Origin of the sequence: Pseudomonas kurunegalensis, from assembly GCF_030291635.1 — a bacterium.
Classification (GTDB): Bacteria; Pseudomonadota; Gammaproteobacteria; order Pseudomonadales; family Pseudomonadaceae; genus Aquipseudomonas; species Aquipseudomonas monteilii.
This window is the reverse complement of the sequence record NZ_CP127871.1, coordinates 5,651,686-5,675,261: the sequence shown is the minus strand read 5'-3', so window position 1 is coordinate 5,675,261 and position 23,576 is coordinate 5,651,686. Positions and strand designations below refer to the sequence as shown.

Here is a 23,576-nt window from a genome sequence, read left to right as displayed (position 1 = left end):
GTGACATCAATGCTATCGCGATTCACTTGCTGCTTGCCGCTTGAAACTTACAGCTGTTGGGGGAGGTCTGTGTTTGCATGTATTACGGTGAACGCTTCAACGCCTGGACCCACCTGGTCGGTGCTGTCCTGGCCTGTATCGGTGCCATCTGGCTGATCGTGGTCGCAGGCCTGCAGGGTGATCCCTGGAAGATCGTCAGTTTCTCTATCTACGGCAGTACCCTGCTGTTGCTCTACAGCATCTCGACCCTCTACCACAGCACCCGCGGGCGGGCGAAGGTGATCATGCGCAAGCTCGATCACCTGTCGATCTACCTGCTGATCGCCGGCAGCTACACACCCTTCTGCATGGTCAGCCTGCGCGGCCCCTGGGGTTGGAGCCTGTTTGGCGTGGTCTGGGGGCTGGCGGTGATCGGGATGTTGCAAGAAATCAAACCGCGCTCCGAGGCGCGGGTTCTGTCGATTATCATCTATGCGGTGATGGGCTGGATCGTGCTGGTAGCGGTCAAGCCATTGCTCCACTCGCTGGGCACTGCCGGTTTTGCCTGGCTGGCTGCCGGCGGGGTGTTCTACACCGTCGGCATCATCTTCTTCGCCCTCGACAGCCGCTTGCGCCACGGGCACGGCATCTGGCACTTGTTCGTGATCGCCGGCAGCCTCATGCACTTCGTGGCGGTGTCGTTCTACGTACGCTAGTTAAAAATCGCCCCAAAGCTGTTGTGCCACCGACAGCGCCACCACTGGCGCGGTCTCGGTGCGCAGCACCCTTGGGCCGAGGCGTGCGGCATGGAAGCCGGATGCTTTGGCCTGCTCGACTTCGGCTTCGCTCAGGCCGCCTTCGGGGCCGATCAGGAAGGCCAGGTTGGCAGGCTTGTCGTGGCTGGTGAGCGGTTCGGCCACCGGGTGCAGCACCAGTTTCAGCTCGGCCTTGGTGCTGTTCAGCCACTCGGCCAGGGTGACCGGTGGGTGGATGACGGGCAAGGTCGAGCGGCCGCATTGTTCACAGGCGCTGATGGCCACCTGGCGCCAGTGGGCCAGTCGCTTGTCGGCGCGTTCGTCCTTCAGCCGCACTTCGCAGCGCTCGCTGACGATCGGGGTGATTTCGTTGGCGCCCAGTTCGGTGGCTTTCTGGATCGCCCAGTCCATGCGCTCGCCACGGGACAGGCCCTGGCCGAGGTGTACATGCAGTGGCGAATCGGCCTGGCCAGGCAGTGCCTGGTCGAGGTTGACGCGGACGGTTTTCTTGCCCACTTCGAGCAACTGGCCGAGGTATTCCTGGCCGCTGCCGTCGAACAGCTGCACGGCGTCGCCGGGGGCCATGCGCAGTACGCGGCCGATGTAGTGGGCCTGGGCTTCGGGCAGGTCGTGCTCGCCAAGGCTCAGGGGGGCGTCGATGAAGAAGCGGGACAGTCTCATGGGGTGCTCGTTTAAAAGGTTAACTCGCCCTTTGTAGGAGCGGCCTTGTGTCGCGAAAGGGCCGCGCAGCGGCCCCAGCAATTCATGCATCGCCACTGAAATCCTGGGGCTGCTTCGCAGCCCTTTCGCGACACAAGGCCGCTCCTACAGGGGGTCGGCGCGGGCTTTCTGGCCTAGCCCGGGTCGCGGAAGTCGGGGTGGAAGTTGGCCGGCACGGCAACGCTGACGCTTTCCCGGGTAGCAATGTCGATACCTTCACTGGCCACTTCCGCCAGGAAGTCGATCTGCTCGGGTGTGATCACGTAGGGCGGCAGGAAGTACACCACGCTGCCCAGCGGGCGCAGCAGGGCGCCGCGCGTCAGGGCATGCTCGAATACTTTCAGGCCACGCCGCTCCTGCCACGGGTAGGCAACTTTTCCTGCCTTGTCCTTGACCATCTCGATGGCCAGAGCCATGCCGGTCTGGCGAATTTCGGCAACGTGGGCATGGTCGGCCAGGTGTGCAGTCGCCGTTGCCATGCGCGTAGCCAAGGCCTTGTTGGCCTCGATCACGTTGTCCTGCTCAAAAATATCGAGGGTCGCCAGCGCCGCAGCACACGCCAGCGGGTTGCCGGTGTAGCTGTGCGAGTGCAGGAACGCGCGCAGGGTCGGGTAGTCGTCGTAGAACGCCTGGTACACCTTGTCGGTAGTCAGGCAGGCGGCCAACGGCAGGTAACCACCGGTCAGGGCCTTGGACAGGCACAGGAAGTCCGGGCGGATGCCCGCCTGTTCACACGCGAACATCGTACCGGTGCGGCCAAAGCCCACGGCGATCTCGTCGTGGATCAGGTGCACGTCGTAGCGGTCGCAGGCTTCACGCAGCAGCTTGAGGTACACCGGGTGGTACATGCGCATGCCGCCAGCGCCCTGGATCAGTGGCTCGACGATCACGGCGCTGATGGAGGCGTGATGCTCGGCCAGGGTCTGTTCCATGGCCTGGAACATGTTGCGCGAGTGCTCTTCCCAGCTCATGCCTTCGGGGCGCAGGTAGCAGTCGGGGCTGGGCACCTTGAGGGTGTCCAGCAGCAGCGCCTTGTAGGTTTCGGTGAACAACGGCACATCGCCCACCGACATGGCGGCAATGGTTTCGCCGTGGTAGCTGTTGGTCAGGGTAACGAAGCGCTTCTTGCCTGGCTTGCCGACGTTCTGCCAGTAATGGAAGCTCATCTTCAGCGCCACTTCGATGCACGATGAGCCATTGTCGGCATAGAACACCCGGTCGAGCCCGGCCGGGGTCATGGCCACCAGGCGCTCGGACAGCTCGATCACAGGCTGGTGGCTGAAACCGGCCAGAATCACATGTTCCAGCTGGTCGACCTGGTCCTTGATGCGCTGGTTGATGCGCGGGTTGGCATGGCCGAACACGTTCACCCACCAGCTGCTCACCGCGTCCAGGTAGCGCTTGCCTTCGAAGTCCTCCAGCCACACGCCTTCGCCGCGCTTGATCGGGATCAGCGGCAGCTGCTCGTGGTCTTTCATCTGGGTGCAGGGGTGCCACAGGACCTTGAGGTCGCGTTGCATCCACTGTTCATTGAGGCCCATGGGCACTTCTCCTGGCTTTGCGGCGTGGTTCGACCGCGTAAGCCTAAGCAATGCCGCAGGGCAGGACAACCGCGGCGTTCAATGGCGGTGGGTGCCGGTCCATTCAAGCTTGCGGATGTGTACGGTCCCTGCCTGCGAGGTGGAGATGGTCAGCCGCCGGAAAGGCCCATCGATCACCTGATGATAGGGAGACGTGGCAATAGGCCCGGGGCGCAGGTCACGGATGCCGTGGCCTTCCAGGGTGAGCCAGTAGAAGTGGCGCGGCGCCGGAGCAATCAGGTCGTAGTCATTATTCTCGGCATCGAACAGCATGTGCAGGTCGTCACAGAGGAAATCGCTGACCACATAGTACTCAAGCCGCAGGCACTCGACTTCCTGAGCGAAGGTAATCTCCACATCGCTGTGCTCATCAATGACCAGTTCGGTGCCGTCATCGCCCTTGAACGCTTCATGAAAGCCGGTCCATGAGGTGCTGTTGGAGCGGATACTCAGGCCAGAGGCTGTTCTAAGCGTTTGCTTGTGCCACAAAAACTGCCGTTCGACGTGTTGAAAGTGCTCCTCGAAGATCATGTTCGTGCCCTCCTGGCGGGGCTCTGGCCACCTTCGTCAGTTTTACCTGCCGCTGTGTAACAGGGCTACTGGCAAAAATGTCAGTTGCCAAAAGCACTTGATGTCACTGCGCTGGCAGGGTTGGCGGAGGTGACGTATTCTTAACGCATCTCTCTCGGGGCATTCCTGCCTCTTCCCGTATCTGTAACCTCTGACTCGGAGTTCGCCGACATGGCTGCTGCTTGGGTGCGCCTGTGCGCGTTGGTATTGATTGGTGTGTCCAGCGGCGCCGCGCTGGCAAAGGACAAGACGCCCACGGCAATCGTAGTGGGCGGCGGCCTGGCAGGCCTGACAGCAGCCTACGAGCTGCAGAACAAAGGCTGGCAGGTGACCCTGCTGGAAGCCAAATCGGGCATGGGCGGGCGTTCGGGCCTGGCCACCAGCGAATGGATCGGCAACGCCAAGGCGCAGCCGGTGCTCAACCAGTACCTGGACCGTTTCAAGCTTGAAACACTGCCAGCGCCGGAGTTCGTGCGTACCCCCGGTTACCTGATCGACGGCGAGTATTTCAGCGCCACCGACCTGGCCACCAAGCAGCCTGCTACCGCCGAAGCACTCAAGCGCTACGAGAAAACCCTCGACGACCTGGCCCGCTCCATCGACGACCCGCTGAACCCGCAGGCAACCAGCACATTGTTTGCCCTCGACCAGATCAACGTCTCCACCTGGCTCGACAAGTTGCAGCTGCCGGCCACGGCCCGTCAGTTGGTCAACCAGCAGATCCGTACCCGCTACGATGAGCCGTCGCGCCTGTCGCTGCTGTACTTCGCCCAGCAGAACCGCGTGTACCGTGGCGTCAGCGACCGCGACCTGCGTGCCGCACGCCTGCCGGGTGGCAGCCCGGTACTGGCCCAGGCTTTCGTCAAACAGCTGAAAACCATCAAGACCAGCTCGCCGGTCACCGCCATCGTCCAGGACAAGGACGGGGTAACGGTAAAAGTCGGCAGCGTCGGCTACCAGGCCGATTACCTGGTCATGGCCGTGCCGCTGCGTGCCCTGGCCAAGATTCAGATGACCCCGGGCCTGGACAACCAGCACCTGGCAGCGTTGAAGGGCACCAACTATGGCTGGCGCGACCAGCTGATGCTCAAGTTCAAGAAGCCGGTGTGGGAAAGCCGCGCACGCATGTCGGGCGAAATTTTCAGTAACGCCGGCCTCGGCATGCTGTGGATCGAGCCTGCGCTCAAGGGCGGCGCCAACGTGGTGATCAACCTGTCCGGCGACAACGCCCGCCTGCTGCAGGCATTTGGCGACAAGCAGATGGTCGACCAGGTGCTGATCCGCCTGCATGCGTTCTACCCACAGGCCCGTGGTGCATTTACCGGTTACGAGCTCAAGCGCTACAGCACCGACGCCGGCACCGGCGGCGCCTACCTGGCTTATGGCCCGGGGCAGATCAGCAAGTACTGGCGCTTGTGGGAGCGCCCGGTGCAACGCATCACCTTTGCCGGTGAGCATACCGATGCCCTGTACCCTGGCACCCTGGAAGGCGCGTTGCGCAGCGGCCAGCGTGCGGCCAGCCAGGTGCAGGACCTGTTGGCCGGCAAGTCGTTCGACCCGGCCAAAGCGGCGCCGGTTGCGGCGGCTGCGGCAGCCGGTGCGGTGGCCGCCAAGGAAAGCAAGGGCGGTTTCTTCTCCAATCTGTTCGGTGGTTCGTCCGACAAGGCTGACAAGGCGCCAGTGAAAGAGGAGCCGAAAAAGGTCGAAGAGGCCAAGCAGGACAAGCCGGGCTTCTTCAAGCGCCTGTTTGGCGGGGCGGACAAGCCGCAAGTGAAGGCCGAGCCGATCGCCAAGGCTGAGGAAGTGGCGCCGGCACCTGTGCCAGCTCCACAAGCCGCGCCGGCCCCGGTTGCGCCTGCACCTGTGGTCAAGGAGGCGGCTGCCAAGCCAGCAGCGACCAAGGCGGCTCCGGCCAAGCATGCGCCGGCGCACAAACCTGCGCACAAGCCTGCCGAGACCAAGAAGGCGACTGCCAAGTCCGAACCGACCAAGAAACCTGTGGCCAATACCCAGGCCAAGGCGGGTTGATTTATTGCCAGTGCCGGCGATAGGGCCGGCACTGGCAACCCTGAGCGCTCCGGCTATCGTTAATGTTTCCTTAATGGGAAGGTTACAGAATAAATATCGGATTTCTCGATAATCCGAAGCAATTTTTTCCGCTTTTCTTCGATACATTTCGCGTTAGTCTGTGCACAGCTTTCACGGGGAAACACGCCAACATGCAACTGCGTAATTCATCTTCTCGCTACGGCGTGGTCAGCATCATCCTGCACTGGGGTGTGGCGCTGGCAGTCTTCGGCCTGTTTGGTCTGGGCTTGTGGATGGTCGGCCTCGACTATTACAGCCCTTGGCGCAAGGCCGGCCCGGACCTGCACAAGAGCATCGGCCTGGTGCTGTTGGCGGTGATGCTGCTGCGCGTAGTCTGGCGTTTCGTCAGCCCGCCACCTCCGGCGCCGGCCAACCATGGCGCCTTCACCCGCCTGGCGGCCAAGCTGGGGCACCTGGCCCTGTACCTTGGGCTGTTTGCGGTGATGGCGGCCGGTTACCTGATTTCCACCGCCGACGGCGTCGGCATTCCGGTGTTCGGCCTGTTCGAAGTGCCGGCATTGATCAGCGACTTGCCCGATCAGGCAGACGTGGCAGGTGTGATTCACCTGTGGCTGGCCTGGGGCCTGGTCATTTTTGCCGTGCTGCATGCCTTGGCAGCGCTCAAGCACCATTTCATCGACCGTGACGCGACCCTGACCCGCATGCTGGGCCGCAAAGCTTGACCCTCAACCTCAATTGCATAGGAAGGAACAGGATGTTGAAAAAGACTTTTGCCGCTCTGGCGCTCGGTACCGCACTGCTCTCCGCTGGCCAGGCCATGGCTGCCGAGTACAAGATCGACAAGGAAGGCCAGCACGCGTTCGTTGACTGGAAAATCAGCCACCTGGGCTACAGCTTCATCCACGGTACCTTCAAGGACTTCGACGGTAACTTCACTTGGGACAGCGCCAAGCCTGAAGCCAGCAAGATCAACGTCGACCTGAAAACCGCCAGCCTGTGGTCGAACCACGCCGAGCGTGACAAGCACATCGCCAGTGCCGATTTCCTCGACGTGAAGAAGTACCCGGAAGCCAAGTTTGTCTCCACCAGCGTCAAGTCGACTGGCGACAAGACGGCTGACGTGACCGGCGACCTGACCATGCACGGCGTGACCAAGCCGGTCACCTTCAAGGCTACCTTCAACGGTGAAGGCAAGGACCCATGGGGCGGCGAGCGTGCTGGCTTTAACGCCACCACCACCCTGAACCTGAACGACTTCGGTATCAAAGGCCCGGGTGCTACCTCGCAGACCCTGGACCTGGATATCAGTGTTGAAGGCGTGAAGCAGAAGTAAGTGATGCTTCGGCAATAAAAAACGCCGCCCATTGGGCGGCGTTTTCGTTTCTTAGCCTTTTCGGGTCAACAAGGCTGGGCGCTCACCGCGCGGGCGGCTTGGCAAATCATCCAGCTGCTCAGGCGTTGGGTAACGGTCGAGCTTGGATTCCTTGCGGATGATCACCGGCTGTTTTTCCGGCTGGCGCGGGTTGCGCACGGCCGGCTCTTGCCGGGCGGCATCGTCACGGGCAGGGCGGCCACGGCCTGCGCCGCCGCCATCGCGACGGGCACCGCCACCGTTGTTGGCGCGAGGCGGGCGTTTTTCGCCGCCGCCGCTACCGCTGCGCTGCTGGCCACCACTGCGGGCCTGGCCCTGGCCACCGGCATTGCTGCGCTGGCCATTGCCTTGGCCCTGACCTTGGCCCGCACCACCACCTGGGCGGCGGTTGCGGCCCTGGTTCTTGCCTTGGTAGGGGCTGACGTAGTCAGCGCGGTTACCGAAGTTGTCGATATCGTCGTCCAGGAACTCTTCCGGGTCACGGTCGGCTGGCGCTTTCGGCACGCTGCTGTTGCTGGCCTGCTGCTGTTGCTGCTGGCGCGGCTTCTTGTCACGCGGCTTGCGCGGCTGTTGTTGCTTGTCGCCGCTATTTTCCTTGTCGGCCGGCTTCTCCGCAGACTGCTGCTTGGCCTTGCCTTTATCCTTGCCTTTGTCCTTGCGGCCGCCGTTGGCGTCTTTGCCGCCTTCGCCACGGGCCTGCTGGTTACGGCCACCGCGGCCGTTGTTTTGCGGGCGCTCGCGCACTTCGGGCTTTTCGGCTTCTACCTGGCTGGCATCGAAGCCCATCAGGTCGCCATCCGGGATGCGCTGCTTGGTCACCCGCTCGATGCTCTTGAGCAGCTTCTCTTCATCCGGCGCGACCATGGAAATCGCCTCGCCCGAACGACCGGCACGGCCGGTACGGCCAATGCGGTGAACGTAATCTTCCTCGACATTGGGCAGCTCGAAGTTGACCACATGAGGCAGTTGGTCGATGTCCAGGCCGCGGGCGGCGATGTCGGTGGCAACCAGCACGCGCACGCTGTTGGCCTTGAAGTCGGCCAGCGCCTTGGTGCGGGCGTTCTGGCTCTTGTTGCCGTGGATCGCAGCGGCGGTCAGGCCGTGCTTTTCCAGGTACTCGGCCAGGCGGTTGGCGCCGTGCTTGGTACGGGTGAACACCAGCACCTGTTCCCAGGCACCCAGGGTAATCAGGTGTGCCAGCAGCGCGCGCTTGTGGCTGGCAGGCAGGCGGTACACGCGTTGTTCGATACGTTCGACCGTGGTGTTCGGCGGGGTGACCTCGATACGCTCCGGGTTATGCAGAAGCTTGTCGGCGAGGTCGGTGATGTCCTTGGAGAAGGTGGCCGAGAACAGCAGGTTCTGGCGCTTGGCCGGCAGGCGGGCCAGTACCTTCTTGACGTCGTGGATGAAGCCCATGTCGAGCATGCGGTCGGCTTCGTCGAGTACCAGGATTTCCACGTGGGCCAGGTCAACCTTGCCTTGGCCGGCCAGGTCGAGCAGGCGGCCCGGGCAGGCAACCAGCACGTCAACGCCTTTGGCGATGGCCTGGATCTGCGGGTTCATGCCAACGCCGCCGAAGATGCAGGCGCTGACCAGTGGCAGGTCGCGGGCATACACCTTGAAGCTGTCGTGCACCTGGGCTGCCAGTTCGCGGGTCGGGGTCAGGACCAGTACGCGCGGCTGGCGCGGGCCGTGACGTTGCGACTTGTCGGGGTGGCCGGCCGGGAACAGGCGCTCGAGAATCGGCAGGGCGAAACCGCCGGTTTTACCAGTACCTGTCTGTGCGGCAACCATCAGGTCACGGCCTTGCAACACGGCGGGAATGGCCCGCTGTTGCACGGGGGTCGGCTGGGTATAGCCCGCAGCCTCGATAGCGCGGACAAGAGCCTCGGAGAGACCGAGGGAAGCAAAGGACATGGGCGATCCTGTTCTCGTGTGGGCTGGGCCCGTTGGGATGTTCTGCCTGGCGCGACGGGCATCGGTGGGATGCGATCGCGTCCGGTCCAGCTGGGCTTTCACTGCACATCCGGGAAACGGAGGGTGGACGCGAAGGGGCGTCGGTGCCGATCGGGATGCCTGTTGCGAGGCCGAGCGTCCGGGCGTGAGCCGGGCGGGAAGGCCCGAGTATAACAGAGCTATCGCGCTGTGCTGCTTTCCTGCTGCTCAACGGCGTTGAGAATGTTTCCGATGTCGCCTGTGTAGCGCTGGCTGATGGCGGCAAAGGCCGGTTCCTGTTTGAAACGCTGCAGTTCTTCGGCAAAGGCCAGGGCCAATGCCTCACGCCCGGGTTTGCGTACCAGCCCCAGGTACTGGGCCTGGCGGTTGATCAGCAGTGGCAGCGCCTCTACTTGCTGTTCCAGGCCCAGTTGCCGGAGCAGGTAATGACCAACCTTGCGATCAGTGATTGCCAGGTCGATACGGCCCAGCAGCAGCTTGCCGAAGTTGGCTTCCTGGGTGGGGGCGGCTTCCCGACGGAAATGTGTGGCCTCGTTGAACGCGGCGCCGTAGGCATAGCCGGGCGAGGTGCCGATGGTGAGGCCTGTGAGGTCGTCCGGGCCGGTCACAGGGTGGCGGCGTGCGCGCGCCTGGAACAACACGAATTCGACTTGCGACAAGGGCTCGGGGGCATAGACCAGGTAGGGGCGCCGGGCTTCGGTCTGGAAGATGTCCAGAATCCCGTCGGCCAGGCCTTGCTCGATCATTGCCAGGCAGCGCTTCCATGGAAGGAACTGCCATTCCACCTCGACGCCGAGGCGTTTGAACACCTCGGTGGTGACTTCGTAGTCGATGCCTTGGGGTTGGCCACTCTGCTGGTAGATGTAGGGTGCCCAGTCATCGGACACCAGGCGCAGACGCTCGCCCAAGGCCGACGGGCTCAGGCAGGCGAGCAGCAGGGTGCAGAACAGGCGGGCGACGAGTGGCATGGCCGGAGATTACGCGCTCGGCCTGTTCTAGGCCAGAGGGGGTGGTGTTCTCCTGTGCCGGCCCACTCAAATGTGGGAGGACCTCAGCAAATGTGTCTCGATTTCCTTGCGCCGCTCACCCAGCGACAGCCGCAGCCCCGGGTGGCGCAAGCACTGGCGCAGTTGCTCGGGCTGCAGCTGGCCGCAGCGGGCGTTGAGGTTTTCCAGGGCCTTGTCCCACCAGGCCGGTGCGCAGGCGCGGTCGAACTCATTGGGGTAGGGGTAGCAGCCATAGAGCAACTCGCGGGCGAACTGGCGCTCGTGTCTGGGCAGGGTCATGCTCAACGCCTTGTAGCCCAGGCGGTGCAGCGCGGGTGGCCGGGGTAGCTGGTCGTTGACCAGCTTGACGTCAGCCAGTGCCGCCTGGCCCAGCGGGTCGTGGCCGTGCTTGCGCAGCCAGGCCTGGATCTTGGCGCGAAATTGCGCCTTGCGGCTCCAGTAGTGGTGGATGACATCGGTGCACTCTGCCAGCTCCAGCTGGCGATAGGCCGCCACCGCCAGGCAGAACTCTTCGAGGGTATAGGCCTCGCGGGCCAGGGGGTAGAACTCGTCCATCATGGCGATGGAACTGTCCAGTGTGCTGGCGTCCTCGGCCGTGAGGCCGATCACGCCGGAGTTGATCAGTGGCATCTGGCAGTCGGCCAGGCCTCGGCCTTGCAAAATGGCCAGCAGGTTCTTGTACAGCAGGCACTTCTGGTTCGCGCCGTAGCGCGGGCCGATGGCATTGCACAGCAGCTTGCCCGGGGCCACGCGGGCGAACAGTTGCAGTGGCGATGTGCGGAAAAAGGTGTCGGTGTCGATCAGCACCGCCAGCGGGTGTTGCTCCAGCACCTGGCGCAACAGCACGTGCTTGCTGCGAAAGTGATAACCGTGAGGGGCGTTCCATGCCTGGCGCGTGGCTTCGTCCAGCAGGTGGATGCTGACAGGCAGTTTGGCATAGGGCTGCGGGTTGTCGGTGTACACCTGGATGTCCATGGCTTCACGTGCCGTACCCAGGTGGGCAAGGGCGCTGACGATGCTGAAGCAGGCTTCCTGGTGATAGGTTGCCGGGCCAAAAGCCAGGTAGACAAGCTGTGGACGCGGTGGCTGGGGATGCTGCATGGCAGGCAAGACCTGTATAACCCGAAAATGAATAAGGCTTTAGTCTATGACCAAAGCCTTAATCATTTCTTAAGCAGACTTTGCCAAAAGATTTCAGCGCGGCAGCTTGAGGTTGTTCCAGATCGCCAGGCTCGGTTCGGCCTGGTTCAAGGTGTAGAAGTGCAGGCCCGGTGCGCCGCCTTGCAGCAGCTGTTCGCACATGCGGGTGATCACTTCTTCGCCGAAGGCCTGGATGCTGGCGGTGTCGTCGGCATAGGCTTCCAGCTGCTTGCGGATCCAGCGCGGGATCTCGGCGCCACAGGCGTCGGAGAAGCGGGCCAGCTTGCTGTAGTTGGTGATTGGCATGATGCCAGGCACCACCGGGATGTCCACGCCCAGCTTCTGTGCGCGCTCGACGAAGTAGAAGTAGCTGTCGGCGTTGAAGAAGTACTGGGTGATGGCGCTGTCGGCACCGGCCTTGACCTTGTGCACGAAGTTGGCCAGGTCGGCCTCGAAGTTGCGCGCCTGCGGGTGCATCTCAGGGTAGGCGGCCACTTCCAGGTGGAAGTGATCAGCGGTTTCCTGGCGGATGAACTCGACCAGGTCGCTGGCGTAGCGCAGTTCGCCACTGGCCATGCCCATGCCCGACGGCAGGTCGCCACGCAGGGCGACGATGCGCTTGATGCCGGCAGCCTTGTACTCGGCCAGCAGGGCGCGCAGGTCGTCCTTGGAGTCGCCCACGCACGACAGGTGCGGCGCGGCAGGTACCTTCACTTCGCTTTCCAGCTGCAGCACGGTGTTCAGCGTGCGGTCGCGGGTGGAGCCACCGGCGCCGTAGGTGCAGGAGAAGAAGTCCGGGTTGTAGCTGGCCAGCTGACGGGCGACGCCCATCAGCTTTTCGTGACCGGCGTCGGTCTTGGTGGGGAAGAACTCGAAACTGTAGCGGCGTTCTTGTGACATCACTCGTTCCTCAAGCAGCAAGCTTCTAGCGGCAAGCTGCAAGTAAAAGCCAGATCGGTGATGGCCGATCTGGCTTGGGCATCATTCAAGATCCTTGAAGCGAGAGCTGCAAGCGGCAACGGCACGCGCTGCCTTTGCTTGCCGCTTGAAGCTTCAAGCTTGCCGCTTAGTAGCGGTAGGCGTGCGGCTTGAACGGGCCTTCGACGGTCACACCGATGTAGTCGGCTTGTTGCTTGGTCAACTGGGTGACCACGCCGCCGAAGCCGCGGACCATTTCCAGGGCCACTTCTTCGTCGAGCTTCTTCGGCAATACTTCAACGGTCAGGCGCTCGGCTTTCTTCTCGGCCGACAGGTCGGCGTACTTCTGCCCGAACAGGAAGATCTGTGCCAGTACCTGGTTGGCGAACGAACCGTCCATGATGCGGCTTGGGTGGCCAGTGGCGTTACCCAGGTTGACCAGGCGGCCTTCGGCCAGCAGGATCAGGTAGTCGTCGTTCTGTGGGTCGAAGCTGCCAGCGCCGGTACGGTGGATCTTGTGTACCTGCGGCTTGACCTCTTCCCAGGCCCAGTTCTTGCGCATGAAGGCGGTGTCGATTTCGTTATCGAAGTGGCCGATGTTGCAGACCACGGCACGCTTCTTCAGGGCCTTGAGCATGTTGGCGTCGCAGACGTTGACGTTACCGGTGGTGGTGACGATCAGGTCGATCTTGCCCAGCAGGGCCTTGTCGATGCTGGCTTCGGTGCCATCGTTGATACCGTCGATGAACGGCGAGACCAGCTCGAAGCCGTCCATGCAGGCTTGCATGGCGCAGATCGGGTCAACTTCGGTGACCTTCACGATCATGCCTTCCTGGCGCAGGGACTGGGCCGAGCCCTTGCCCACGTCACCATAGCCGATCACCAGGGCTTGCTTGCCCGACAGCAGGTGGTCGGTGCCGCGCTTGATGGCGTCGTTCAGGCTGTGACGGCAGCCGTACTTGTTGTCGTTCTTGCTCTTGGTGACCGAGTCGTTGACGTTGATGGCCGGCACTTTCAGCTCACCCTTGGCCAGCATGTCCAGCAGGCGGTGCACACCGGTGGTGGTCTCTTCGGTCACACCGTGCACGCGGTCCAGTACCTGTGGGTACTTCTTGTGCAGCAGCTCGGTCAGGTCGCCGCCGTCGTCGAGGATCATGTTGGCGTCCCAAGGCTGGCCATCTTTCAGGATGGTCTGCTCCAGGCACCACTCGTACTCTTCTTCGGTTTCACCTTTCCAGGCGAATACCGGAATACCGGCGGCGGCGATGGAGGCAGCGGCCTGGTCTTGAGTGGAGAAGATGTTGCAGGACGACCAGCGCACTTCGGCACCCAGGGCTACCAGGGTTTCGATCAGCACGGCGGTCTGGATGGTCATGTGGATGCAGCCCAGGATCTTCGCACCCTTGAGCGGCTGCTCGGTCAGGTACTTGCGACGCAGGCCCATCAGCGCAGGCATTTCCGATTCGGCAATGATGGTTTCGCGACGGCCCCAGGCGGCCAGGGAGATGTCGGCGACTTTGTAATCGGTAAAACCAGCAGGCATGTTTGCAGCGCTCATGAGAGCCTCCATTCGTAGTGTGCGAATGGGCGCCGTTGTGCGTTAAGCGCCCGCAAGAGCGAGCAACGCCCCATCCGAGCCTGACAGGCCTAGCCTGCTGCAGCGCCCCTCGGACAGGTGGCGGGCATGGCACCGCTGTGGGCAACCATGTGAAGCGGCGCAGATTATAGCCGCCCCCGCCCGCTTGCCCAAGGTTTTCTGTCGATTAATCGCGACGATAGTCGATGTTCAATGGAGCGATGGCGGCCGCTCTGCCATCATTGCTCTACGTTAGCCAAGCAGGTCAGGAGTACAGATGAACTTTCACACCCGCAAGTGGGTTAAACCCGAAGACCTCAACCCCAATGGCACCCTGTTCGGTGGCAGCCTGTTGCGCTGGATCGACGAAGAGGCGGCGATCTACGCCATCGTCCAGCTGGGCAACCAGCGCGTGGTGACCAAGTACATTTCGGAAATCAACTTCGTCAGCGCTTCGCGCCAGGGCGACATCATCGAGCTGGGCATCACCGCCACCGAGTTTGGTCGCACCTCGATCACGCTCAAGTGTGAAGTGCGCAACAAGATCAGCCGCAAGGCCATCCTCACGGTCGACAAGATGGTCTTTGTCAACCTGGGTGAAGACGGCCTGCCGGCGCCGCATGGGCGTACCGAGATCAAGTACATTCAGGACCAGTTCCCGGATTCTGCAGTGGAATGACGATTTTTGGGGCCGCAAAGCGGCCCCGGAATCTCAAGGCTGGGCGCTGACCTTGCGCACCACCCGACCGATGCTCAACCCCTGCACCAGAATCGACGACAGCACCACGATGTAGGTGATCGACAGCAGCAGGTCACGCTCCTCGCCCAAAGGCAACGACAGCGCCAGGGCCACCGACACCCCACCCCGCAAGCCACCCCAGGTCAGCACCCGCACCGTGCCTTTCGGCACCAGGCGCCAGCGCCGCAGCAGCACAATGGCCGGGGCCACGGTCAGCAACCGCGACAGCAGCACCGCCAGCGCCAGCACGCCGCCGGCCGCCAGGTGCATCCAGTTGAACGGCAGCAGCAACAATTCCAGGCCGATCAACGCGAACAACAAGGCGTTGAGCATGTCATCGATCAACTCCCAGAAACCGTCCATGTAGCGACGGGTCATGTCATTCATCGCCAGGTTGCGCCCCAGGTTACCGATGATCAGGCCGGCCACCACCATGGCGATCGGCGCCGAGACGTGCAGCTCGTAGCACATGGCCGAGCCACCAATGACCAGTGCCAGGGTCAGCATGACCTCGACCTGGTACTGCTCGACACTTTTGATCATGCGGTAGGTGGCGTAGCCGATCAGGCCGCCGAACACCACGCCACCGATGGCCTCCCGGGCGAACAGGATGGCGGTGTCGGTCATGCTCGGTGTTTCACCCAGCTGGATGATGCCCAGCAGTACGGTGAACACCACTACCGCCGTGCCATCGTTGAACAGCGACTCGCCAACGATAGTGGTTTTCAGCGGTTTGGAGGCGTTGGCGGTACGCAGCGCGCCCAGCACGGCAATCGGGTCGGTGGGCGAAATCAGCGCACCGAACAGCAGGCAGTAGATCAACGGCACCTGCCAGCCGAACATCGCGAATACCCAGTGCGACAGGTAGCCGATAACCACGGTGGCGATCAGCACGCCCAAGGTCGCCAGCAGGCCAATGGGCCAACGGTAGCTGCGCAGGTCGCTGAGGTTGACGTGCAGTGCGCCGGCAAACAGCAGGAAGGCCAGCATCCAGTGCATCAGCAGGTCGTTGAAATCGATCTGGTTCATCAAGCCTTCGACGCGTTCTTCCAGGCCAGGGAAGCCGATCAGGCTCAGGCCCTGCAGCATCAGGGAGAACAGCAATGCCGTGACCATCACGCCGATGGCGGGGGGCAGGCCGATGAAGCGGTAATTGACGTAGGTAAGAAGGGTGGTGAGGCAGATAAACGCGGCAACTAATTCAAGCATCCCGAATCCTGTAACAGTGGCTTCCAAGTCGTTACCCGAATGGCTCGGGCAGTTCTTTGATGACCTGGCGCGGGGTTCGGGACACAGGGTTTGACCGGATTCCCTGAAATCGTTCCCATGCCGGGGGCGCGGCGGCTCCCCGGAATGCCCTATATTCGACCCCTTACAACCCTGCAAGGATAAGAAGGCGTGTTGGCAACATCCCTGGTGCTGGTCGCCGCCCTGCTGCATGCGACCTGGAATACCCTGATCAAATTCAGCGGCGAGCGCCTGCTGGTAATCGCCAGCATGGACACGGTTGCACTCGCTTTCGCGGTGCTGGCCGTGGCGTTCGTCGATGTGCCGCCCGCTGAAATCTGGCCTTGGTTGATCGCGTCGGCACTCGCCGAGCAGTTGTACCGCTACTTGCTGATCCAGGCTTATCGCGTGGGCGACCTGGGGCTGGTCTATCCTCTGATGCGCGGGTTGTCGCCGCTGGTGGTGCTGGGGCTGACCCTGGCCTTTGCCGGGGAGTCGCTGAGCCAGCAGCAGATCATCGGCATCCTGTTGATCCCGTGTGGCATGGCCTGCCTGTTGTGGCAGGGCGGTGGTGGCGACCGGCTGCCTTGGTCGATGCTGCCGGTGGTTGCCCTGATTGGCCTGTGCATCGGCTGCTACACCTGGTTCGATGGCCAGGCCGTGCGCTTGTGGGGCAAGCCTTGGGACTACCTGGTGTGGTTGACCTTGCTCAGCGCCTGGCAATTTCCGCTGGTGGCCAGCGTGGCTCGGCGCGCGCCGTTTATGCTGTTCTGGCGAACGCAATGGCGCCTGGGGCTGGCGGTGGGTTTTTGCGTATTGTTCAGTTATGCCCTGGTGTTGTGGGCCATGCACCTGGGGTCGGTGGCCGAGGCAGCTGCGTTGCGCGAGTTGAGCGTGATCCTGGTGGTGTTGCTGGGCATGCGCTACCTCAAAGAACCTTTTGGCGGGCCAAGACTCCTAGCTTGCGGGCTGGTCCTGGCAGGCATGCTGGTGATGAAGCTCTAACCCATTTTCGAACAAGGAGTCCTGAGCATGACCGTTGCCCTGTGGTGCATTTTGATCGCGCTGCTGTTGAACCCGCTGTGTGCCTTGATCGCCAAGGTGAGCAGTGGCCGCTTTGGTCTCAAGGACAACCATGACCCGCGCGCCTTCCTCGATACCCTGTCCGGCCTGCCGCGTCGTGCGCACGCTGCGCAGCAGAACGGCTACGAGGCGTTTCCGGCGTTTGCCGCAGCGGTTTTGGTGGCCGACATTGTCGGCAATGCCGAGCAGGTGACGCAGGATGTGCTGGGGGTGATGTATATCACCAGCCGGCTGCTTTACATCATCTGCTACCTGGCGGACTGGGCTGCCTTGAGGTCGCTGGTGTGGTTTGCCGGGTTGGCGCTGATCGTGTCGTTCTTTGTGGTTTCCATCTGAAACCGAGTTGCCTTCTTCGCGGGCAAGCCCGCGAAGAATCCAGCGCCGATCAAGGCACTTTGGGCACTTCTGGCAGTGGTTGCCCCTTGGGCCACAGCATCCAGATTTGCCCCTGCTGCTTCATGTTCCCGGCCAGCTCGCCGGCTTGCGGCCCGGTACCCCAGAACAGGTCCGCACGCACCTCGCCAGCAATCGCCCCGCCAGTGTCCTGCGCGCCCACCGGGCGCACCACAGGCGAGCCATCCGGGCGAGTCGTGGACAGCCACAGCAAGCTGCCCAGCGGTATCACCTTGCGGTCGATGGCCACGCTGTAGCCGGCAGTCAGTGGCACATTCAGCGACCCGCGCGGGCCTTCGTTGCTGTCCGGGCGGGTGCTGAAGAACACGTAGCTGGGGTTGCTGGCCAACAGTTCCGGCACGCGCTGCGGGTTGGCCTGGGCCCAGGCGTGAATGGCGCCCATGCTCACCTCTTCTTTTTTCAGCTGGCCCTGTTCCACCAGCCAGCGGCCGATTGGCCGGTAGGGGTGGCCGTTCTGGTCGGCGTAGCCCAGGCGCAGTTGCCGGCCGTCCTCCAGCTGGACGCGGCCAGAGCCCTGGATCTGCAGGAACTGCAGGTCCATCGGGTCGGTCAGCCAGGCCAGCACTGGCGCCTTGACGCCGTCACGGTTGATCACCTCGGCAGTGTCGTAAGGCTTGAGTACCCGGCCATCGAGGCGACCGCGCAGGCGTTTGCCCTTCAGCTCGGGGTACACGCTGGCCAGGTCGACCACGATCATGTCCTCAGGAATGCCATAAACCGCCACATGGTTGGTCGACGACTGCTTCAGGCTGCCGGGGTAGACCGGCTCGTAGTAGCCGGTGATCAGGCCGTTGGCGTTGTTCTCGGCAGAGCGCAGGCCGTACACCTCCAGGTTCTGCTCCAGAAAGGTGCGCACTTGCGCGGCGCTTGCCGTGGCGCTCCCGGCCGCTTCACAGGTGGCAGCCCACACGGGGTCGCGCTTGAGCTTCTCGCAGCCGCTGCGCCAGGCGTAAAAGCCGGCCAACAGGTCTTCATCGCTGACCGCCGGCAGGTCTTTCCAGGTGGCCGGGGCATAGGTGGCAATGGCGTGGGGCTCGGGCTTGGCGTTCTCGCCGCCATTGCAGCCGGCCAGCAACGCCAGTACAGGGAGTGTCCAGGCCAGGTGGCGCAGGGCAGATTTCATGAGTGCATTCCTGTCATGGGCGAACATGAATATTCGCCCCTGTATTTTATGTGGCTATTGGTCTTTGGCCTGTGGGCAGCGATACTGGCCGCCCATTTGCGTAGGCCGAAGTGACCGTGATGTTGAAGCGATTGACCGTTGTTCTGCTGGCAGCACTGGCCCTGGGGGGGTGTGACCGGGTTGACCCGAACTCGCCACTGGGCCAGCGCAAAGTGATCTTCAAGGACATGCTCAAGACCAGCGAAGACCTGGGCGGCATGCTGCGTGGCCGGTTGCCGTTCGACGGGGTCAAGTTTGCCGACGGTGCGCTGAAGCTGGACAGCCTTGCACATCAGCCCTGGCAGCACTTTCCACAGGTACGCGATGGCGGCGACAGCGCCGCCCGCGCCGAAGTATGGGAGCGCCAGGCGCGCTTTCATGACCTGGCCCGGCAGCTGGAGGGCGTTACCGGCGAACTGGTCGGCGTAACCCGCAGTCAGCCGCTGGATGCCGCGCAGTTGAAGGCGCCGATGGACAAGGTCGAAGCGGCGTGCAAGGCCTGTCATACCGAATTCCGCAATCACTGATGGCATGGGCTGCTTTGTGTAGGAGCGGCCTTGTGTCGCGATAGGGGCGCGCAGCGGCCCCAGGATTTCAGCCTTGATGTATGAATCGCCGGGGCCGCTGCGCGGCCCTATCGCGACACAAGGCCGCTCCTACATTGACCGCGTTTGCTGCTGGTCTCAGCGATCCAGATCGTCCACCGCTTCCTGCAATTCTTTACGCGACTCGGCCAGCTTGTCTTTACGCTTGTTGATCTTCTCGGCGTCGCCTTTCTTCTCGGCCTTCTTCAAATCCTTTTCCCGTTGCGCCACTTCATGGCGGGCGTCGAGCACCTTCTGCTCACGTTCCTTGCGCAGGCTGGCGTCGGTGCAGTTGTCCACCCCGCGCAGGGCTTCCTCCAACCCGGCAACCTGGTCGCTGTTGCCATGGTCACGGGCAATCTTCAGCTGGTTTTCGATGGCGCTGCGCTTGGCGGCGCAGCCGGTCAGGCCGGCATCCGGCTGGGCAGCCTGTGCGGTGCCTGCGGCCAGGCCAAGTGTCGCAAGCAGCAAAAAGGTCGAAATACGTTTCATGAAAAGCCTCCTGGACGGGGCGGGGCAGCAAAAGTTGGTGGAAATCCTGCCTTGGTTTTGCCCATTTAGAAACCCTTGTCGGCTTTTTCTGGTGCGATCTCAGGGTTTCCCTGCAAGTAAATTGGTAAAAAATCATTGCTCGATGGGTTCGCTGCCGTTCTGGAACCCATTGATCCCTGCCAGGGCCAGCTCTGCGGCAAGGGCTTGAACCTCATTGGCAGCAAAAAACGCCGCCAGTTGCTGCCCACGCTTTTCGCCAATCCCGGCCAAGGCTTGCCATTCACGGCTGCCGCGCTTTTCCAGCCCTGGCCAGTCGCCTGCCAGCTGCAGGCTCGACGGTAGGGGTGTACCCAGCCCGCGCAACCACTGGGCAAAAGGCCGTGAGCGGGCTGTGTCGAAGCTGCTCAACAACTGCGCAGAGGTCGCATCACTGATGCCTGCCACCTGGCCCAGGCGCTCGGCATCCAGGTACAACCAGTCGGCCATCGATGTCACTAGCCCGGCGTCCACCAGCCGGCGCCAGGTGCCAGGCCCGGTGCGTGGCAAGGCCAGCCCGTGTTTGCCGCTGAGCCACGTCAGGCGGGCAATGAACTGCTCCTCACAGCCCTCGCCGGCCTGCCAGCAACTGTGGGCGTGATAACGGTCGGGTGCCGGCGCGCTGACCGCCTGGCGTTCGACCGCGCGATGCACCACCTGCTCCAGACGCGGGATGGTCAACCCGGCCAGGCTGACGGCCACCTGGTCACCGGGTCGGATGTCGAGGCTGTGCCAGCGCGCCAGCGAGCCCAGGCTTACTTGGGTGATTCGCCTGTCATCCAAGGTTACCGGCAGCAGGTGCAGCACCGGCGTAACCCTGCCGGTGCGGCCGACCCGGAAGCGTACGTCACGCACTTCGGCCAACGCCTGCGCGTAGGGGTACTTCCAGGCCGCGATCCAGTAAGGCGCCTTGGCCTGCCAGCGCGCTGCGGGCGGCCGACTGCCTTGGCGCAGCACCACACCATCGGTGGCGAAGGGCAGGGCAGAGCGGTACCAGTGGTCGCGCCAATGGGCGGCCTCGTCCGTGGTGCCGATGGCGATGCTGTAGCGCAGGCTTTCCGGAAAGCCCAGTTGCGCCAGCTGCTTGAGGCGCTCAGCCTGCTGGCTGGGGCCGTGCGGCCAGTCCCAGACGAACAGGCCGATGCCGGCGCCTTGTTCAGTTGTCAGCTGTTTGCGTGCGAGCAGCCCGGCCACGGTGCCGCGAGCGTTGGCGCTGCCTGCCCGGGCTTGCACATGCTGGTCCAGGCGCAGGTAAAGCTCACCCTGCAATTGAAGGTCGAGTTCCTGGGGTAACTGCCGGGTGATGTTGCCGAGTTGGGGGATGTGCCGGCTCCAGTCGTGCCCTTGTACACCGTCGCCACGGCTTATCAGCTGTACCAGATTGCCGTTTCGATAGATCAGGGAAACCGCAACACCGTCGACCTTTGGCTGTACCCATATGTCGCTTTTGCCCGCCAGCCAGCCTGCCACGGCCTGCCGGTCTGGCAGCTTGTCGACGCCGGTATGTGGCACCGGGTGATTGATCGGGCCACGCGCGCTGGCCAAGGGTGGCGGGGTGTCGCCGAGGCCAAAGCACTGCTGAAGGTGGTCCAGGCGCTGGCGGCTCTGGTCATACAGTTCGTCGGCCACCAGCGCGATGCCTTGGCGATGGTAATGGTCATCCCAGCGGGCAAGTGTGGCCCGCAGTTGTGCGACTTCGGTGTCGACCTGTTGTGGCGTCCAGTCGGGGCACTGTTCGGCCCGGGCCAGTGGGGCCTGCAGCAACAGCAGCAGGGTGAACAGCAGAAAGTAAGGCATGGCCAGCATCCTTGCGTGGCGTGTAGGAGTCCCCAGCCTAGGCAGGTTCGCAGGTGATTGCTGGCGCAGGATTGTCAGCCGATATGTCACAAAAAAGCCCCTGCCGATTGCTCGGCAGGGGCTTTCGCCTGGCGCTGTAGGAAACTTACAGGCCGGCAGCGTCACGCAGCGACTGGGCGCGGTCAGTGCGCTCCCAGGTGAAGGTGGTGAAGGTGTCGTCGCCGACAGTCTTCTGCTGCGGGGTGCGACCGAAGTGGCCGTAGGCAGCGGTTTCCTGGTACATCGGGTGCAGCAGGTCGAGCATGGTGGTGATGGCGTACGGACGCAGGTCGAAGCACTCGCGCACCAGCTGGATGATCTTGTCGTCGGAAACCTTGCCGGTGCCGAAGGTGTTGATCGAGATGGAGGTCGGCTGGGCCACGCCAATGGCGTACGACACCTGGATCTCGCAACGCTCGGCCAGGCCGGCGGCAACGATGTTCTTGGCTACGTAGCGGCCGGCGTAGGCAGCGGAACGGTCAACCTTGGACGGGTCCTTGCCGGAGAACGCGCCACCACCGTGGCGGGCCATGCCGCCGTAGGAGTCGACGATGATCTTGCGGCCGGTCAGGCCACAGTCACCCACCGGGCCACCGATGATGAAGTTGCCGGTCGGGTTGATGTGGTACTGGGTGCCCTTGTGCAGCAGCTCGGCAGGCAGGGTGTGCTTGACGATCAGCTCCATCACGGCTTCTTGCAGGTCTTTCTGCGAAACCTCAGGGTTGTGCTGGGTCGACAGCACCACGGCGTCGATACCGACCACTTTGCCGTTTTCGTAGCGGCAGGTGACTTGCGACTTGGCGTCCGGGCGCAGCCATGGCAGCAGGCCGGATTTGCGCGCTTCGGCCTGGCGCTCGACCAGGCGGTGCGAGAAGCAGATCGGTGCCGGCATCAGCACTTCGGTTTCGTTGCTGGCATAGCCGAACATCAGGCCCTGGTCGCCAGCGCCCTGGTCTTCAGGCTTGGAGCGGTCCACGCCCTGGGCGATGTCCACCGACTGCTTGCCGATGATGTTCATCACGGCGCAGGTGGCGCCGTCGAAGCCGACGTCGGAGCTGTTGTAGCCGATGTCGATGATGACTTTACGCACCAAGTCTTCCAGGTCGACCCAGGCCGAAGTGGTGACTTCGCCGGCGATGATGGCGACACCGGTCTTGACCAGGGTTTCGCAGGCTACGCGGGCGTATTTGTCCTGGGCGATGATGGCATCGAGGACTGCGTCCGAAATCTGGTCGGCGATCTTGTCCGGATGCCCTTCGGACACGGACTCGGAGGTGAAAAGGGAGTATTCGCTCATCTCGAAGGTTCCTGAAATTTACCGATGGTGTATGTCGCCAGCCGTCCGCTGGAAATGGCGGACCTGGATCTGGAAACCGTTACGCAAGCCTACGTACAGGCTGTCCCCGTGGGCCAGCCCGGCAGCGTTGGCCCAGCGGGCCAGGTCGTCCTGTTCGAAGCCAAGCCACAGGTCGCCGCAGGCTTCGCGCGCCCACCCCTGGTCATGGCTGCACAGTTCGGTGACCAGCAGGCTGCCGCCTGCCTTTACCCGTTTGGCCAGCTGGCGCAAGGCCAGGGCCGGGTCGCTGAAATGGTGCAGCACCATGTTCAGCACAACGCAGTCGGCGGCCACATCCGTTGCACCCAGTGCATCGGCCAACTGCAGGTTGACGTTGTGAAGCCCTTCGCGTTGGCACACCTGGCGCGCCAGCTCAAGCATGGTCGGGCTGTTGTCCAGGGCGGTGACGTGGGCAAAGCGCCGGGCCAGGTCTGGCAGGAAGCCGCCGTCGCCGGGGCCAACTTCCAAGGCGCTGGCAGCCGGGTCGAAATTGAGCTTGTCGAGCAGTGTCAGCAGGCTCTCGCGGTATTGCGGCAGGCCGGCGATCAGGTCTTGCTGGGCGCGGAATTTTTCTTCCACACGCAGGAAGAAGTCCTGGCTGGTGGCCGCGCGGCGTTGTTGCACCTGGGCGATCCGCGCTTGCACGTCAGGCGGCAGGGCCATGTCATCCACTTCTTCAAGCAGCGCCGCGTGCAGCCGGCCACCCAGGCGCAGGCCGTCAGGCAGGGCGCGGCGGTAGAAGATGGCGTTGCCTTCGCGACGGGTGGCTACCAGTTCGGCCTGGGCCAGCACCTTCAGGTGGTGGCTCATGCCCGACTGGCCGATGTCGAAGATCTGCGCCAGTTCCAGCACGCCGAACGAGTCGTTGGCCAGGGCGCGCAATACGTTCAGGCGCAGCGCGTCGCCACTGGCTTTGCACAGGGCGGCCAATGCTTCACGTTGCTCGGGGATCGATTGCGCACGGAGGTTCATGGGGCGGCAGTCTAGACAGGCATCGAAGCCCTAGCAAGGCCAATATCAAAAAGTTTTGATATTGACTGATGGG

22 protein-coding genes and 1 riboswitch are annotated in these 23,576 nt (G+C 63.0%); of the genes, 8 read left to right on the top strand and 14 right to left on the bottom strand.

Going from position 1 to position 23,576, the window contains the following annotated elements:
- Positions 1 to 77: 77 nt before the first annotated feature.
- Entirely contained in the window at positions 78 to 695 is a 618-nt protein-coding gene (gene trhA / locus QQ992_RS25875) for a PAQR family membrane homeostasis protein TrhA (protein ID WP_286111565.1), read from the top strand.
- Here the strand turns inward: trhA and QQ992_RS25870 are convergent, their stop codons facing one another.
- The 3 genes from QQ992_RS25870 to QQ992_RS25860 form a co-directional block, all read right to left on the bottom strand.
- Complete coding sequence (locus QQ992_RS25870; protein ID WP_286111564.1) at positions 696 to 1,415, bottom strand: 16S rRNA (uracil(1498)-N(3))-methyltransferase; 720 nt, start codon at positions 1,413 to 1,415, stop codon at positions 696 to 698. It lies immediately after the preceding gene.
- 173 nt (positions 1,416 to 1,588) lie between these two features.
- Complete coding sequence (locus tag QQ992_RS25865; RefSeq protein WP_286111563.1) at positions 1,589 to 2,995, bottom strand: adenosylmethionine--8-amino-7-oxononanoate transaminase; 1,407 nt, start codon at positions 2,993 to 2,995, stop codon at positions 1,589 to 1,591.
- A gap of 78 nt (positions 2,996 to 3,073) precedes the next feature.
- A complete protein-coding gene (locus tag QQ992_RS25860) occupies positions 3,074 to 3,565 on the bottom strand; it encodes a hypothetical protein (RefSeq protein WP_286111561.1) in 492 nt (163 codons plus the stop codon).
- 210 nt (positions 3,566 to 3,775) lie between these two features.
- Between QQ992_RS25860 and QQ992_RS25855 the strand changes: the two genes are divergently transcribed.
- The 3 genes from QQ992_RS25855 to QQ992_RS25845 all read left to right on the top strand — a co-directional run bounded on the left by QQ992_RS25855 (position 3,776) and on the right by QQ992_RS25845 (position 6,986).
- Positions 3,776 to 5,632 carry a flavin monoamine oxidase family protein gene (locus QQ992_RS25855; RefSeq protein ID WP_286111559.1) on the top strand — a complete coding sequence of 619 codons (1,857 nt, stop codon included), beginning with the start codon at positions 3,776 to 3,778 and terminating at the stop codon, positions 5,630 to 5,632.
- A 191-nt stretch (positions 5,633 to 5,823) separates the two neighbouring features.
- The gene (locus QQ992_RS25850) at positions 5,824 to 6,375 is read left to right on the top strand and encodes a cytochrome b (RefSeq protein WP_019096619.1); all 552 of its coding nucleotides are present in this window, start codon (positions 5,824 to 5,826) and stop codon (positions 6,373 to 6,375) included.
- A gap of 32 nt (positions 6,376 to 6,407) precedes the next feature.
- Positions 6,408 to 6,986, top strand: a complete 579-nt coding sequence (locus tag QQ992_RS25845; RefSeq protein WP_025340897.1) for a YceI family protein — start codon at positions 6,408 to 6,410, stop codon at positions 6,984 to 6,986.
- A 51-nt stretch (positions 6,987 to 7,037) separates the two neighbouring features.
- On the opposite strand, the gene rhlE2 is transcribed toward QQ992_RS25845, so the two are convergent.
- The 5 genes from rhlE2 to ahcY all read right to left on the bottom strand — a co-directional run bounded on the left by rhlE2 (position 7,038) and on the right by ahcY (position 13,604).
- Positions 7,038 to 8,942: an RNA helicase RhlE2 gene (rhlE2, locus tag QQ992_RS25840; protein ID WP_286111558.1), complete on the bottom strand. Its 1,905-nt coding sequence runs from the start codon at positions 8,940 to 8,942 to the stop codon at positions 7,038 to 7,040.
- Positions 8,943 to 9,160: 218 nt separating this feature from the next.
- Positions 9,161 to 9,949 carry a substrate-binding periplasmic protein gene (locus QQ992_RS25835; RefSeq protein ID WP_286111557.1) on the bottom strand — a complete coding sequence of 263 codons (789 nt, stop codon included), beginning with the start codon at positions 9,947 to 9,949 and terminating at the stop codon, positions 9,161 to 9,163.
- Between the two features lie 66 nt (positions 9,950 to 10,015).
- The gene (locus QQ992_RS25830) at positions 10,016 to 11,089 is read right to left on the bottom strand and encodes a macro domain-containing protein (RefSeq protein WP_286111556.1); all 1,074 of its coding nucleotides are present in this window, start codon (positions 11,087 to 11,089) and stop codon (positions 10,016 to 10,018) included.
- A 93-nt stretch (positions 11,090 to 11,182) separates the two neighbouring features.
- Positions 11,183 to 12,028, bottom strand: a complete 846-nt coding sequence (metF, locus tag QQ992_RS25825) for a methylenetetrahydrofolate reductase [NAD(P)H] (protein ID WP_016712399.1) — start codon at positions 12,026 to 12,028, stop codon at positions 11,183 to 11,185.
- 166 nt (positions 12,029 to 12,194) lie between these two features.
- On the bottom strand, positions 12,195 to 13,604 hold the full coding sequence (ahcY, locus tag QQ992_RS25820; RefSeq protein WP_286111555.1) for an adenosylhomocysteinase: 1,410 nt from the start codon (positions 13,602 to 13,604) through the stop codon (positions 12,195 to 12,197).
- Positions 13,605 to 13,624: 20 nt separating this feature from the next.
- Positions 13,625 to 13,721: riboswitch (S-adenosyl-L-homocysteine riboswitch) on the bottom strand.
- 178 nt (positions 13,722 to 13,899) lie between these two features.
- Here ahcY and QQ992_RS25815 point away from each other — a divergent pair.
- On the top strand, positions 13,900 to 14,301 hold the full coding sequence (locus QQ992_RS25815; RefSeq protein ID WP_016712397.1) for an acyl-CoA thioesterase: 402 nt from the start codon (positions 13,900 to 13,902) through the stop codon (positions 14,299 to 14,301).
- Positions 14,302 to 14,334: 33 nt separating this feature from the next.
- On the opposite strand, the gene QQ992_RS25810 is transcribed toward QQ992_RS25815, so the two are convergent.
- Positions 14,335 to 15,570 (bottom strand): cation:proton antiporter, encoded by a 1,236-nt coding sequence (locus QQ992_RS25810; protein ID WP_286111554.1) that lies wholly within the window; start codon positions 15,568 to 15,570, stop codon positions 14,335 to 14,337.
- A 189-nt stretch (positions 15,571 to 15,759) separates the two neighbouring features.
- On the opposite strand from QQ992_RS25810, the gene QQ992_RS25805 reads away from it, so the two are divergent.
- Together QQ992_RS25805 and QQ992_RS25800 are read left to right on the top strand one after the other, a co-directional pair.
- Complete coding sequence (locus QQ992_RS25805) at positions 15,760 to 16,593, top strand: EamA family transporter (RefSeq protein WP_286111553.1); 834 nt, start codon at positions 15,760 to 15,762, stop codon at positions 16,591 to 16,593.
- Between the two features lie 27 nt (positions 16,594 to 16,620).
- Complete coding sequence (locus QQ992_RS25800; RefSeq protein WP_119371649.1) at positions 16,621 to 17,007, top strand: MAPEG family protein; 387 nt, start codon at positions 16,621 to 16,623, stop codon at positions 17,005 to 17,007.
- Positions 17,008 to 17,056: 49 nt separating this feature from the next.
- On the opposite strand, the gene mltA is transcribed toward QQ992_RS25800, so the two are convergent.
- A complete protein-coding gene (gene mltA / locus QQ992_RS25795) occupies positions 17,057 to 18,208 on the bottom strand; it encodes a murein transglycosylase A (RefSeq protein ID WP_016712393.1) in 1,152 nt (383 codons plus the stop codon).
- Positions 18,209 to 18,327: 119 nt separating this feature from the next.
- On the opposite strand from mltA, the gene QQ992_RS25790 reads away from it, so the two are divergent.
- On the top strand, positions 18,328 to 18,774 hold the full coding sequence (locus QQ992_RS25790) for a c-type cytochrome (RefSeq protein WP_286111552.1): 447 nt from the start codon (positions 18,328 to 18,330) through the stop codon (positions 18,772 to 18,774).
- 156 nt (positions 18,775 to 18,930) lie between these two features.
- Here QQ992_RS25790 and QQ992_RS25785 read toward each other — a convergent pair whose 3' ends face one another.
- From QQ992_RS25785 to QQ992_RS25770, 4 genes are all read right to left on the bottom strand, one after another.
- A complete protein-coding gene (locus QQ992_RS25785) occupies positions 18,931 to 19,323 on the bottom strand; it encodes a DUF1090 domain-containing protein (RefSeq protein WP_286111551.1) in 393 nt (130 codons plus the stop codon).
- Between the two features lie 132 nt (positions 19,324 to 19,455).
- Positions 19,456 to 21,156, bottom strand: coding sequence for an NAD-dependent DNA ligase LigB (gene ligB / locus QQ992_RS25780; RefSeq protein ID WP_286111550.1), 1,701 nt, complete (start codon positions 21,154 to 21,156; stop codon positions 19,456 to 19,458).
- Between the two features lie 145 nt (positions 21,157 to 21,301).
- Entirely contained in the window at positions 21,302 to 22,492 is a 1,191-nt protein-coding gene (gene metK, locus QQ992_RS25775; RefSeq protein WP_003249375.1) for a methionine adenosyltransferase, read from the bottom strand.
- An 18-nt stretch (positions 22,493 to 22,510) separates the two neighbouring features.
- Entirely contained in the window at positions 22,511 to 23,503 is a 993-nt protein-coding gene (locus QQ992_RS25770; protein ID WP_119371646.1) for an ArsR/SmtB family transcription factor, read from the bottom strand.
- Positions 23,504 to 23,576 lie beyond the last annotated feature (73 nt).

Excerpts from the sequence above, each read along its gene's own strand:
- QQ992_RS25800 (WP_119371649.1), top strand. The coding sequence starts at position 16,621 with ATGACCGTTGCCCTGTGGTGCATTTTGATCGCGCTGCTGTTGAACCCG.
- QQ992_RS25850 (WP_019096619.1), top strand. The coding sequence starts at position 5,824 with ATGCAACTGCGTAATTCATCTTCTCGCTACGGCGTGGTCAGCATCATC.
- QQ992_RS25770 (WP_119371646.1), bottom strand. The coding sequence starts at position 23,503 with ATGAACCTCCGTGCGCAATCGATCCCCGAGCAACGTGAAGCATTGGCC.
- QQ992_RS25830 (WP_286111556.1), bottom strand. The coding sequence starts at position 11,089 with ATGCAGCATCCCCAGCCACCGCGTCCACAGCTTGTCTACCTGGCTTTT.
- metF (WP_016712399.1), bottom strand. The coding sequence starts at position 12,028 with ATGTCACAAGAACGCCGCTACAGTTTCGAGTTCTTCCCCACCAAGACC.
- QQ992_RS25815 (WP_016712397.1), top strand. The coding sequence starts at position 13,900 with ATGAACTTTCACACCCGCAAGTGGGTTAAACCCGAAGACCTCAACCCC.
- QQ992_RS25855 (WP_286111559.1), top strand. The coding sequence starts at position 3,776 with ATGGCTGCTGCTTGGGTGCGCCTGTGCGCGTTGGTATTGATTGGTGTG.
- metK (WP_003249375.1), bottom strand. The coding sequence starts at position 22,492 with ATGAGCGAATACTCCCTTTTCACCTCCGAGTCCGTGTCCGAAGGGCAT.
- mltA (WP_016712393.1), bottom strand. The coding sequence starts at position 18,208 with ATGAAATCTGCCCTGCGCCACCTGGCCTGGACACTCCCTGTACTGGCG.
- QQ992_RS25790 (WP_286111552.1), top strand. The coding sequence starts at position 18,328 with ATGTTGAAGCGATTGACCGTTGTTCTGCTGGCAGCACTGGCCCTGGGG.
- rhlE2 (WP_286111558.1), bottom strand. The coding sequence starts at position 8,942 with ATGTCCTTTGCTTCCCTCGGTCTCTCCGAGGCTCTTGTCCGCGCTATC.
- QQ992_RS25785 (WP_286111551.1), bottom strand. The coding sequence starts at position 19,323 with ATGAAACGTATTTCGACCTTTTTGCTGCTTGCGACACTTGGCCTGGCC.
- QQ992_RS25845 (WP_025340897.1), top strand. The coding sequence starts at position 6,408 with ATGTTGAAAAAGACTTTTGCCGCTCTGGCGCTCGGTACCGCACTGCTC.
- QQ992_RS25870 (WP_286111564.1), bottom strand. The coding sequence starts at position 1,415 with ATGAGACTGTCCCGCTTCTTCATCGACGCCCCCCTGAGCCTTGGCGAG.
- ahcY (WP_286111555.1), bottom strand. The coding sequence starts at position 13,604 with ATGAGCGCTGCAAACATGCCTGCTGGTTTTACCGATTACAAAGTCGCC.
- trhA (WP_286111565.1), top strand. The coding sequence starts at position 78 with ATGTATTACGGTGAACGCTTCAACGCCTGGACCCACCTGGTCGGTGCT.
- QQ992_RS25865 (WP_286111563.1), bottom strand. The coding sequence starts at position 2,995 with ATGGGCCTCAATGAACAGTGGATGCAACGCGACCTCAAGGTCCTGTGG.
- QQ992_RS25835 (WP_286111557.1), bottom strand. The coding sequence starts at position 9,949 with ATGCCACTCGTCGCCCGCCTGTTCTGCACCCTGCTGCTCGCCTGCCTG.
- ligB (WP_286111550.1), bottom strand. The coding sequence starts at position 21,156 with ATGCCTTACTTTCTGCTGTTCACCCTGCTGCTGTTGCTGCAGGCCCCA.
- QQ992_RS25810 (WP_286111554.1), bottom strand. The coding sequence starts at position 15,570 with ATGCTTGAATTAGTTGCCGCGTTTATCTGCCTCACCACCCTTCTTACC.
- QQ992_RS25860 (WP_286111561.1), bottom strand. The coding sequence starts at position 3,565 with ATGATCTTCGAGGAGCACTTTCAACACGTCGAACGGCAGTTTTTGTGG.